Here is an 11,102-nt window from a genome sequence, read left to right on the forward strand (position 1 = left end):
CCCTTTCCCCCCACGGGCGCCCCGCTCACGCCGGCCGGGGCGAACCCGGGGCCCGCGGACCGTTCCAGATCCGCGGGCCCCGGCGCTGGTCGCTTGCCGCTCGGGCTGGGCACTCGGGCTCGCCGCTCACCGCTCACCGCTCACCGAAATACTTAGACAGGCGAAGTATTTTCGGCGAGAATCCCTGTCCATGGGAAAGACCTACGCACGCATAGACGGCCGCCTGCGCGAGTTCATCGAGGCGCAACCCCTCTTCTTCACCGCCACCGCGCCCCTGTCGGGCGACGGCACGGTCAACCTCTCCCCCAAAGGGCTGCGCGGCTCGTTCGTCATCCTCGACGAACTGACCGTCGCCTACCTGGACTTCGCCGGCAGCAACGCCGAGACGGTGGCGCACCTGCGGGAGAACGGCCGGATCACCCTGATGTGGTGCGCCTTCCAGGGGCCCCCGAACATCGTGCGCGTGCACGGCCGGGGCGAGGCGGTGCTCCGCGACGACCCCCGGTTCGGGGACCTCCTCGCACGCTTCCCGGACATCGACCCGGACCCGCACGGCCTGCGGGCGATCATCGTGGTGCGGGCCGGACTCGTCCGCGACAGCTGCGGGTACGCGGTGCCCTTCATGGCGTACGAGGAGGACCGCGACCTGCACGCCAGGCGCTTCGCGCGCGAGGACGACGCCTCGCTGAACGCGTACTTCGAGAAGAAGGAGTACATAGCGAGCAGCCTGGACGGACTGCCCGGGCTGCCGTTGCCGCTGCCTCCCCGTAGCGTCTGAGCCATGCGCCCCGGAGCCGCCGTCCTCGTGTCCGTGTCCCTCCTCGTCCTGGCGGCGGGTCCGGCTGCGGCGGCACCGCCACCGCAGCCCCCGCTGCCCGAGCGGATGGCCGACACGGGCGGCGGCAGCATGCTGATCACCGCGGTGGCCCCCCGCACCTCCTCGACCACCGGCACGGTCACCTGGTGGAGCCGTCGCGACGGGCACTGGGCGCGGGACGGCTCCGCGCCCGCGCGCTTCGGCTCCGGGGGACTCGTGGAGGGCGGCTCCCGCAGACAGGGCACGAACACCACTCCCACGGGCCTGTACGACCTGCCGTACGCCTTCGGCATCGAGCCGGCACCCGCGGGGACGACCGTGCCGTACCGCCCGGTGCGCCAGACCTCCTGGTGGTGCCAGGACAACGACTCCCGCTCCTACAACCGGTGGACCGACCCCCGTCCGGCCGACTGCCGCGCCGCCGAGTCCGAGCACCTGGTCACGTACGGCACGCAGTACGCGTACGCGCTGGTCGTCGGCTTCAACTACGAGCGGCCGGTGCGGGGCCGGGGCGCGGGCATCTTCCTGCACGTCGACGGGGCCGGCGCGACGGCCGGCTGCGTCTCCGTGCCCCGGGACGCGATGCGGCGCATCCTGGCCTGGGCCGAGCCGGGGCGCGCCCCGCACATCGCCGTCGGGACGCAGGACGGGCCGACCGCGATCACCCGTTACTGACCCTCCGCCGGAGCCGCCCGCGCGGCCGCCGGTTACCGCAGGTCGTGGCTGATCACGGCTTGCCCGGCGGCCCGTTGAACACACGGCCGCCCCGGGACGTACCAGTGGGCCAAGGGGCCACTCCCTTCCCAGCGTCCCCCACGGAGGAACCGTGAGCACGATCGCCGGCGGTCGCGCCGCGCGGCGCCAGACGATGCGCCGCATCCGACCTCGCCGCTCCCCCGCCATCCCGTTGCTGATCGCCGTGTGGGCGGGCGCGGCGGGAGTCGTCTGGCTCTGGTGGAGCAACACGCCGGCCATCGCGGACGACAAGGGCCGGATCCTGAACGCGGGCCGGATCACCGGTCTGCTGGCCGGCTACCTGATGGCCCTCGTGGTCCTGCAGATGGCCCGGGTGCCCGCGCTGGAGCGCCGGGTCGGCTCGGACCGGGTCGCCCGGTGGCACGCCATGAGCGGCCGCTACACGCTCTGCCTCGTCCTGGCCCACATCGGGCTGACGATGTACGGCTACGCCCTCCAGGCGAACACCGGCGTCGTCCAGCAGACCGTCGACTCGGTGAAGACGCTGCCCGACATGGGCAAGGCGGCCGTCGGCACGGGCCTGCTGCTGTTCATCGGCCTCATCTCGGTGGGCGGCCTGCGCAAGCGGATCCCGTACGACACCTGGTACCACATCCACCTGCTCACGTACGCGGCCGTCTACCTGTCCTTCTGGCACCAGCTGTCCACCGGCAACGACTTCGCCGTCGAGCCCGCCGCCACGACCGCCTGGTACGCGCTCTACGGGAGCGTGACCGCGCTGGCGCTCTGGTACCGGGTGATCACGCCGGTACGGCTGAACCTGCGCCACCGGATGCGGGTCGAGGAGGTCGTCGAGGAGGCGCCCGGCATCGTCTCGGTGCTGATCAGCGGGCAGCGGCTGCACCGGATCGGCGCCGAGCCCGGACAGTTCTTCCGCTGGCGGTTCCTGGCGCCCGGCATGCGGCTCAGCTCGCACCCGTACTCCCTGTCGGCCGCGCCGCGCCCCGGGCTGCTGCGCATCACCGTCAAGGCGCTGGGCGACCACAGCACCGCGCTGAAGGGACTGAAGCGGGGCACGCGGGTGTGGGCCGAGGGCCCCTACGGGGCGATGACCGCCTCCCGGCGCAGCCGCGGCAAGGTGCTGCTGATGGCCGGCGGCGTGGGCATCACCCCGATGCGCGCGCTGTTCGAGACGCTACCGGCGGAGCGCGGCGACCTGACGCTCCTCTACCGGGCCAACAGCACCCAGGACCTGGCGCTGTGGGACGAGCTGMCGGCCATCGCCGASGAGCGCGGGGCCCGGCTGATGTACGCGGTGAACAGCCCCGACGGGGAGCGCCCCGACATCAACCCCGACACGCTGCGCCAGAAGCTGCCCGACATCGACGAGCACGACGTGTTCCTGTGCGGGCCGCCCGGCTTCGCCGAGGGCGCGTACTCCGCACTGCGCGGCGCCGGCGTGCCCGCCCGCCGCATCCACCACGAGTCCTTCGAGCTGTGAGGAACGGGAGTCCCGACCGATGAAGAAGAGCCATCCCCTGCGTCGCGTCGTGCTGGCCGGTGCCGCCACGGTGTCCGGGATCGTCCTGCTGCTGTCGCTGAAGCCGGCCTCGGACCCCGCAGCGGCCTCCGCCGAGGGCGGCGCGCCCCAGCAGCAGCAGTCGGTCGCCCCGCAGGGCTCCGGGGGCGCGCAGGCCGCCGCGGGCACCCAGGCCCAGACCCTCACCGGTGACGTCGTCAAGACCGACTACGGCAACGTCCAGGTGCGCATCACCATGGCGGGCGGGAAGATCACCTCGGCCGCCGCCGTGCAGGCCCCCACCGGCGGGCGCTCCACCGCGGTCAGCACCGACGCGGTGCCCAAGCTCAACAAGGCGGCCATCACCGTCGGCAGCGCCGACATCGACGCCGTCTCCGGCGCCACCTACACCAGCGGCGGCTACAAGAAGTCCCTGCAGTCCGCCCTGGACAAGGCGGGCGCCCCGGGCGGCGGCGCGGCCGACGCGAGCGGTACGGGCGGCACGGGCGGCGGCAGCGGTTCCGGCGGCGGTTCCGGCGACGCGAGCGGGTCGGGGGCGGGCGCCGCCCAGGCGAAGACCGTGACCGGCAAGGCCGTCACGACGGACTACGGGCCCGTGCAGGTACGGGTCACCGTGACCGGCGGGAAGATCACCAAGGCCGAGGCGGTGCAGCAACCCAAGGGCGGTCGCAGCGACCAGGTCAACGGGGACGCGATCCCGAAGCTGAACGCCGCGGCGGTGGCGGCGGGCAACGCCGACATCGACGCCGTCTCCGGCGCCACCTACACCAGCGGCGGCTACAAGGAGTCCCTGCAGTCGGCCCTGGACCAGGCCGGTGGCTGAACCCGCCGAGCCCACCGAATCCACCGAGCCTGCCGAGCCCGCTGAATCCGCGCCGCCCGCGGTGCGGCACGCGGAGGAGGTGATGGGCACGGTCTTCTCCTTCGACGTCCGCGGCGGCGAACCGGACGCCGTACGGGCGGTGCTGGCGGAGGCGGTCGCCGAACTCCACGTGGTGGACGCGGTGTTCAGCACCTACCGCGAGGACAGCCAGATCTCCCGGCTGGCGCGCGGCCTGGTCACCGTGGAGGAGTGCGACCCGCAGGTCGCCGAGGTGCTCGAACTGTGCGCCGAGGCCGAGCGGTTGAGCGACGGCTGGTTCAGCCCGAGGTACGCGGGCGCCCTCGACCCCACCGGCATCGTGAAGGGCTGGTCCGTGGAGCGCGCGGCCGAGCGGCTGGTGGGCGCCGGGGCGACCGGTGTGAGCGTGAACGGCGGCGGCGACGTGCAGATGTTCGGCGTGCCGGGGCCGCACCGGCCCTGGCGGGTCGGGGTGTCCGACCCGTTGCGCCCGGGTGGTCTGGCCGCCGTGGTCTCCGCGGCCGGCGCCGACCGGCTGGCCGTGGCCACGTCGGGCTCCGCCGAGCGGGGCACGCACATCATGGATCCGCGCACCGGGCACTCCGCGGTCACCGACCTGGTGGCGGTGACCGTGGTGGGCCCCCGCATCACCTGGGCGGACGCCTGGGCGACGGCGGCCTTCGCGATGGGCTCCCGGCAGGCGCTGGCCTGGCTGGAGTCGCTCCCGGACACGGAGGCGCTGCTCATCACGGCGGGCGACGAGGTCCGCTGGACGGGCGGTCTGGCCGACCGGCTGGGCTGAGCCGGCCTGTTTTTCGGGTGCGGGTGCGTCGTGGTTGCTCGCGCAGTTCCCCGCGCCCCTGGGTACCTAGGGGCGCGGGGAACTGCGCGACAAGCCCCCACCGGCCCGCACCCGAGGACGAACCCCCGACCGCTCCCTCACTAGTGGTGGTTCTGCGCCAGCCGCAAGAGGTGGTCGGCCAGAGCCTGCCCCCCGGAGGGATCCCGGCTGATGAGCAACAGCGTGTCGTCCCCGGCGATCGTCCCGAGGATGTCCTGCAGCTCCGCCTGGTCGATGGCCGAGGCGAGGAACTGCGCGGCCCCCGGCGGCGTACGCAGGACCACCAGGTTCSCCGACGCCTCCGCGGAGATCAGGAGCTCCGCGGACAGCCGCCGCATCCGCTCCTCCTTGGCCGACTCCCCCAGCGGGACCCGGGGAGTCCGGAAGCCCCCTTCGCTGGGCACCGCGTAGATGAGGTCGCCGTCGTTGTTGCGGATCTTCACCGCGTTCAGCTCGTCCAGGTCCCGGGAGAGCGTCGCCTGCGTGACGTTCAGCCCGTCGTCGCCGAGGAGCTTCGCCAGCTGGCTCTGCGAGCGCACCGGCTGCCGGTTGAGGATGTCCACGATCCGGCGGTGGCGTGCGGTACGGGTCTGCGGGACGGCGGGTCCCGCGTGGTCGTGGTCCTGCGCCTGGCTCATCGTCGTCTCATTCCCCGGTCACTCCCCGGTCCGTCCGTCCCCGTCGGTCGCCCCGCCGGTCACCGCGTCGAGGACGCCGGGCAGGGCCCGGAGGAACGTGTCCACCTCGTCCGCGCCGATGTTGAGCGGCGGCATCAGCCGTACGACATCGGGGGCGGGCGCGTTCACCAGGAGGCCGGCGTCCTGAGCCGCCTGTTGCACGCGGGGCGCGAGCGGCTCGGTGAGCACGATACCCAGGAGGAGCCCGGAACCCCGGACATGGCCGACCAGCGGGTGGCCGAGCGCCTCGATGCCGTCCCGCAGCTTCTCGCCGGCCCGCTTCACGTTCTCCAGCAGGCCCTCGCCCTCGATGGTGTCCAGGACGGCGAGTCCGGCGGCGCAGGCGACGGGGTTGCCGCCGAAGGTCGTGCCGTGGTGCCCGGGCTTGAGGAGCTGGGCCGCGCGCCCGAAGGCGACGGTCGCGCCGAGCGGCAGGCCGCCGCCGAGGCCCTTGGCCAGCGTGACGACGTCCGGCAGGACCCCTTCGTGCGCCTGGTACTCGAACCACTGCCCGGTCCGGCCGACCCCGGTCTGCACCTCGTCCAGGACGAGGAGGCTGCCGGTGGCGGCGGTGATGGCGCGGGCCGCCTTGAGGTAGCCGGGGGGCGGCACGACCACGCCGTTCTCGCCCTGGACCGGCTCGATGACGACCAGCGCGGTGTCTTCGGTGACGGCGGCGGCCAGCGCCTGCGGGTCCCCGTACGGTACGTGCGTGACGTCGCCCGGCAGCGGCAGGAACGGGTCGCGCTTGCCCGGCTGGCCGGTGAGCGCGAGGGCGCCCATGGTGCGGCCGTGGAAGCCTCCGTCGGTCGCCACCATGTGCGTGCGGCCGGTCAGCCGGCCGATCTTGAAGGCGCCCTCGTTGGCCTCGGCGCCCGAGTTGCAGAAGTAGACGCGGCCCTCCCGCCCGAAGAGCCGCAGAAGCCGTTCGGCGAGCGCGACGGGCGGCTCGGCGACGAAGAGGTTGGAGACGTGGCCGAGCGAGGCGATCTGGCGGCTGACGGCCTCGACGACCGCCGGGTGGGCGTGGCCGAGCGCGTTGACCGCGATGCCGCCGACGAAGTCCAGGTACTGCGTGCCGTCGGCGTCCCACAGCTTGGTGCCGGCGCCGCGGACGAGCGGCAGCCGCGGCGTGCCGTAGTTGTCCATGAGCGCGCCCTGCCAGCGTCGGGTGAGCTCCTCGTTGGCGGTCGGCCCCCCGTGGGCGGCCGGCTCTTCCGTGACGGTCATGCGTCCCCCTCCGCATCGGGCACGACCATCGTGCCGATGCCTTCGTCGGTGAAGATCTCCAGCAGGATCGAGTGCGGGACCCGGCCGTCGATCACGCGGGCGGTGTTCACCCCGTTGCGCACGGCGTGCAGGCAGCCCTCCATCTTGGGCACCATGCCGCTGGCCAGCTCGGGCAGCAGCTTCTCCAGCTCCTTGGCGGTGAGCCGGCTGATGACCTCGTCGGAGTTCGGCCAGTCCTCGTAGAGGCCCTCGACGTCGGTGAGGACCATCAGGGTCTCGGCACCCAGCGCCGCAGCGAGTGCCGCAGCCGCCGTATCAGCATTGACGTTGTAGACATGTCCGTCGTCCTGGCTACGGGCGATCGAGGAGACGACCGGGATGCGGCCGTCGGCGAGCAGTGCCTCGATCGCGCCCGTGTCGATCTCGGTGATCTCGCCCACCCGCCCGATGTCGACGTACGCGCCGTCGATCCGCGGCTGGTGCTTGACTGCGGTGATGGTGTGCGCGTCCTCGCCGGTGAGTCCCACGGCGAGCGGGCCGTGCTGGTTGAGCAGCCCGACGAGTTCGCGCTGGACCTGCCCGGCGAGGACCATGCGGACGACGTCCATGGCGTCCTCCGTGGTGACCCTGAGGCCCGCCCTGAACTCGCTGACGATGCCGTGCCGGTCGAGGGCCGCGCTGATCTGCGGGCCGCCGCCGTGCACGACGACGGGCTTGAGCCCGGCCTGGCGCAGGAACACGACGTCCTGGGCGAAGGCGGCCTTCAGGTCGTCGTCGATCATGGCGTTGCCGCCGAACTTGACGACGACCGTCTTGCCGTGGTGCCGGGTCAGCCAGGGCAGCGCCTCGATGAGGATCCGGGCCTTGGGCAGTGCGGTGTGCTTGCGCGTGGTGCTCATGACGAATAGGCGCTGTTCTCGTGTACGTAGTCCGCGGTGAGGTCGTTGGTCCAGATGGTGGCGGTCGCGTCGCCCGCGGCCAGGTCGGCGACGATGTGCACCTCCCGGTAGCGCATGTCGACCAGGTCGCGGTCCTCGCCCACGGAACCGTTCTTGCAGACCCAGACGCCGTTGATGGCGACGTTCAGCTCGTCGGGCTCGAAGGCGGCGGAGGTGGTGCCGATGGCGGAGAGCACGCGGCCCCAGTTGGGGTCCTCGCCGTGGATGGCGCACTTGAGGAGGTTGTTGCGGGCGATGGAGCGGCCGACCTCGACGGCGTCGTCCTCGCCGGCCGCGTTGACGACCTCGATGCGGATGTCCTTGCCCGCGCCCTCGGCGTCCCGGATCAGCTGCTGGCCCAGGTCGTCGCAGACCGCCCGGACGGCCTCGGCGAACTCCGCGTACCCGGGGGTGACCTGCGAGGCGCCGGAGGCGAGCAGCAGCACGGTGTCGTTGGTCGACATGCAGCCGTCGGAGTCGACGCGGTCGAAGGTGACCTTCGTGGCCGCCCGCAGCGCCCGGTCGAGGGTGTCGGCGTCGACGTCGGCGTCCGTGGTGAGGACGACCAGCATGGTGGCGAGGCCGGGGGCGAGCATGCCCGCGCCCTTGGCCATGCCGCCGACGGTCCAGCCGTCGCCCTGGGCGACCGCGGTCTTGTGCACGGTGTCGGTGGTCTTGATGGCGATGGCGGCCTTCTCGCCGCCGTGCTCGGACAGGGCCGCCGCGGCCTTGTCGACGCCCGGCAGGAGCTTGTCCATCGGGAGCAGGACGCCGATGAGGCCGGTGGAGGCGACGGCGACCTCGGCCGCGTCGCGCCCGAGCACCTCGGCCACCTTCTCGGCGGTGGCGTGGGTGTCCTGGAAGCCCCTGGGTCCCGTACAGGCGTTGGCGCCGCCGGAGTTGAGGACCACGGCGGACAGGACGCCGCCCTTGAGGACCTGCTCCGACCACAGCACGGGCGCGGCCTTGACGCGGTTGGAGGTGAAGACGCCCGCGGCGGCGCGGCGGGGCCCTTCGTTGACCACGAGGGCCAGGTCCGGGTTGCCGTTCTCCTTGATCCCGGCGGCGACGCCGGCCGCCGTGAACCCCTTGGCTGCCGTGACACTCACTGTGACTCCTTGTTCGCTTCTCCGCCCGAGCAGCGCAGAGGTGCGGCGCTCGTGGTTGCCTGCGGCCCGGTGGCTGCTCGTGCGTCGCTCACGGAGCGACTCCGATCGTGGAAAGTCCGGTGCCCTCGTCGAGTCCGAGGGCGATGTTCATGCTCTGGACGGCACCGCCCGCGGTGCCCTTGGTCAGGTTGTCGATGGCGCTGATCGCGATGATGCGTCCCGCCGCCGCGTCGTACGCGACCTGCACCTGAACGGCGTTGGAACCGTGGACGGACGCCGTCGCCGGCCACTGGCCCTCGGGCAGCAGGTGGACGAACGGCTCGTCGGCGTAGGCCTTCTCGTAGGCGGCCCGTACGGACTCGGCGGTGGTGCCGGGCCGCGCCTTCGCGCTGCAGGTGGCGAGGATGCCGCGGGACATGGGCGCGAGGGTGGGGGTGAAGGAGACGGTGACGGGCCCGCCCGCCGCCGCGCCGAGGTTCTGGATCATCTCGGGGGTGTGCCGGTGGCCGCCGCCGACGCCGTACGGGGACATGGACCCCATGACCTCGCTGCCCAGCAGGTGGGCCTTGGGTGCCTTGCCGGCGCCGGACGTGCCGGACGCCGCGACGACGACGGCCTCGTTCTCGGCGAGGCCCGCCGTGTAGGCGGGGACGAGCGCCAGCGTGACGGCCGTCGGGTAGCAACCGGGTACCGCGATGCGCTTGGACCCCTCCAGCGCGGCGCGGGCACCCGGCAGTTCGGGGAGGCCGTAGGGCCAGGTCCCGGCGTGCGCGGAGCCGTAGAACCGCTCCCAGTCGGCCGGGTCCTTCAGCCGGAAGTCGGCGCCCATGTCGACGACCAGGACGTCCGGGCCGAGCTGCTCCGCGACGGCGGCGGACTGCCCGTGGGGCAGGGCGAGGAAGACGACGTCGTGTCCGGCGAGGACCTCTGCGGTGGTCTCCTCCAGTACGCGGTCCGCCAGCGGCAGCAGGTGCGGCTGCAGGGCGCCGAGCCGCTGCCCGGCGTTGGAGTTGCCGGTCAGGGCACCGATCTCGATCCCGGGGTGCACCAGGAGCAGGCGCAGCAGTTCCCCGCCCGCATACCCGCTCGCTCCGGCCACTGCCGCACGTACCACCATGGAACCCTCCTTCTAGAGAGCATGACTATACGTTTCGTTGCACGTTTATGCAATCTTTCACTGGCGGGACCTGTGCGGCATCGGTATACGACCCCATGATCGTATGATTCCTGGGCACGCACGGTACGGACAAGATGACACCCGGTGCGGACACCGGCATCCACGTCCAACCAGGGCCGGGTCCAGGGAAGTTGAGAAGCGGGCGCGGTATTCTTCAGTCCTCGGGGCGGACCGAAGGAACCACTGAAGGAACCCACACCGGCACCGGAACCGTCATCCCGCCGCAGAGAGTCTTGGACACGAGACCCGTTCACCACGGACGCCTGAGTCTCGACTGCCTGGAGGGCGTGTTAGGTGTACCCGCTGCAGAATTCCGACCCGACGGCCATGGGTCGCTACCGTTTGATCGGCCGGCTCGGCTCCGGCGGCATGGGGAGCGTCTACCTCGGCCGGACCCCCGGGGGCCGCCCCGCCGCGGTCAAGGTGATCAACTCCCACCTCCAGCACGACCCGGCCGCGCTGGAGCGCTTCCGCCGCGAGGTGGAGACGCTGGGCACCGTCCGCAACGCGTTCACGGCGGCGCTCATCGACGCCGAGGTGGACACCCCGCCGTTCTGGATGGCGACCGAGTACGTCCCGGGACCGACCCTGGCCGACGCGGTCGAGGCGTCGGGGCCCTTCCCGGTCGACCTCGGCCGCGCCGTGCTGGCCGCGCTGGCCGAGGGGCTCGCGGACGTCCATGTGCACGGGGTGCTGCACCGCGACATCAAGCCGCAGAACGTCATCCTCTCGGCCACCGGGCCCCAGCTCATCGACTTCGGGATCGCCCGCAGCGACGAGATGGCGAACATCACGCAGGTGGGCACCGCCATCGGCACGCCCGGGTTCATGGCGCCGGAGACCCTCACCCGGGGCGAGGCCGGGCCGCCGTCCGACGTGTTCGCGCTCGGCGTCACCATGGCCTACTGCCTCACCGGCCGCCCCCCGTACGGGCAGGGCTCCCTGGCCACCGTCTCCTATCGCACCGTCCACGAGGAGATGGACCTCGCCGGGGTCCCGGCCGAGACGGCCGAACTGATCGCCCTGTGCGGGCACAAGGACCCGGCGCAGCGCCCCGGGCCGCAGCGCATCGTGGAGCTCTGCGACAACGAGACCGACATCGTGAGCCATCCGGCCTACKAGCGGATCATCGCCCTGGCGTCCGCCTCGGACACGGCGGCCGCGTCCCCCACCGTGCCGGCTCCGTCCACCCCGCATCCGTCCGCCCCGCATCCGTCCGCGCAGACTCCTCCCGCG

The 11,102-nt window shown here is 72.6% G+C and carries 11 protein-coding genes; 6 read left to right on the plus strand and 5 right to left on the minus strand.

Annotation, left to right across the window (positions count from 1 at the left end):
- Positions 1-190: 190 nt before the first annotated feature.
- The 5 genes from FGF04_RS08655 (at position 191) to FGF04_RS08675 (ending at position 4,696) form a co-directional block, all read left to right on the plus strand.
- Entirely contained in the window at positions 191-778 is a 588-nt protein-coding gene (locus tag FGF04_RS08655) for a pyridoxamine 5'-phosphate oxidase family protein (protein ID WP_149510642.1), read from the plus strand.
- 3 nt (positions 779-781) lie between these two features.
- Positions 782-1,492 carry a L,D-transpeptidase family protein gene (locus FGF04_RS08660; RefSeq protein WP_149510643.1) on the plus strand — a complete coding sequence of 237 codons (711 nt, stop codon included), beginning with the start codon at positions 782-784 and terminating at the stop codon, positions 1,490-1,492.
- A 193-nt stretch (positions 1,493-1,685) separates the two neighbouring features.
- A complete protein-coding gene (locus FGF04_RS08665) occupies positions 1,686-3,014 on the plus strand; it encodes a ferredoxin reductase family protein (RefSeq protein WP_149510678.1) in 1,329 nt (442 codons plus the stop codon).
- Positions 3,015-3,033: 19 nt separating this feature from the next.
- Positions 3,034-3,876 (plus strand): FMN-binding protein, encoded by an 843-nt coding sequence (locus tag FGF04_RS08670; RefSeq protein ID WP_149510644.1) that lies wholly within the window; start codon positions 3,034-3,036, stop codon positions 3,874-3,876.
- An 82-nt stretch (positions 3,877-3,958) separates the two neighbouring features.
- Positions 3,959-4,696: an FAD:protein FMN transferase gene (locus FGF04_RS08675; protein WP_149510679.1), complete on the plus strand. Its 738-nt coding sequence runs from the start codon at positions 3,959-3,961 to the stop codon at positions 4,694-4,696.
- A gap of 140 nt (positions 4,697-4,836) precedes the next feature.
- Here the strand turns inward: FGF04_RS08675 and FGF04_RS08680 are convergent, their stop codons facing one another.
- From FGF04_RS08680 to argC, 5 genes are all read right to left on the minus strand, one after another.
- The gene (locus tag FGF04_RS08680) at positions 4,837-5,373 is read right to left on the minus strand and encodes an arginine repressor (protein ID WP_149510645.1); all 537 of its coding nucleotides are present in this window, start codon (positions 5,371-5,373) and stop codon (positions 4,837-4,839) included.
- A gap of 18 nt (positions 5,374-5,391) precedes the next feature.
- A complete protein-coding gene (locus tag FGF04_RS08685) occupies positions 5,392-6,642 on the minus strand; it encodes an acetylornithine transaminase (protein WP_149510646.1) in 1,251 nt (416 codons plus the stop codon).
- Entirely contained in the window at positions 6,639-7,541 is a 903-nt protein-coding gene (gene argB, locus FGF04_RS08690) for an acetylglutamate kinase (protein ID WP_149510647.1), read from the minus strand. Before argB ends, FGF04_RS08685 begins: the two co-directional genes overlap by 4 nt.
- Positions 7,538-8,689, minus strand: a complete 1,152-nt coding sequence (gene argJ / locus FGF04_RS08695) for a bifunctional glutamate N-acetyltransferase/amino-acid acetyltransferase ArgJ (protein ID WP_149510648.1) — start codon at positions 8,687-8,689, stop codon at positions 7,538-7,540. The genes argB and argJ overlap by 4 nt, the downstream gene beginning before the upstream one ends.
- An 88-nt stretch (positions 8,690-8,777) precedes the next feature.
- Positions 8,778-9,806 (minus strand): N-acetyl-gamma-glutamyl-phosphate reductase, encoded by a 1,029-nt coding sequence (gene argC / locus FGF04_RS08700; RefSeq protein WP_149510649.1) that lies wholly within the window; start codon positions 9,804-9,806, stop codon positions 8,778-8,780.
- Positions 9,807-10,193: 387 nt separating this feature from the next.
- On the opposite strand from argC, the gene FGF04_RS08705 reads away from it, so the two are divergent.
- The coding region (locus FGF04_RS08705; protein WP_149510650.1) for a serine/threonine-protein kinase at positions 10,194-11,102 on the plus strand (909 nt) is incomplete at its 3' end.

This window comes from Streptomyces apricus (genome assembly GCF_008369065.1).
In the GTDB taxonomy this organism is placed as follows: domain Bacteria; phylum Actinomycetota; class Actinomycetes; order Streptomycetales; family Streptomycetaceae; genus Streptomyces; species Streptomyces apricus.

What these genes read in the sequence shown, in the direction of transcription:
- FGF04_RS08655 (WP_149510642.1), top strand. Translation starts at nt 191, where the DNA reads ATGGGAAAGACCTACGCACGCATAGACGGCCGCCTGCGCGAGTTCATC.
- FGF04_RS08660 (WP_149510643.1), top strand. Translation starts at nt 782, where the DNA reads ATGCGCCCCGGAGCCGCCGTCCTCGTGTCCGTGTCCCTCCTCGTCCTG.
- FGF04_RS08670 (WP_149510644.1), top strand. Translation starts at nt 3,034, where the DNA reads ATGAAGAAGAGCCATCCCCTGCGTCGCGTCGTGCTGGCCGGTGCCGCC.
- FGF04_RS08675 (WP_149510679.1), top strand. Translation starts at nt 3,959, where the DNA reads ATGGGCACGGTCTTCTCCTTCGACGTCCGCGGCGGCGAACCGGACGCC.
- FGF04_RS08685 (WP_149510646.1), bottom strand. Translation starts at nt 6,642, where the DNA reads ATGACCGTCACGGAAGAGCCGGCCGCCCACGGGGGGCCGACCGCCAAC.
- argB (WP_149510647.1), bottom strand. Translation starts at nt 7,541, where the DNA reads ATGAGCACCACGCGCAAGCACACCGCACTGCCCAAGGCCCGGATCCTC.
- argC (WP_149510649.1), bottom strand. Translation starts at nt 9,806, where the DNA reads ATGGTGGTACGTGCGGCAGTGGCCGGAGCGAGCGGGTATGCGGGCGGG.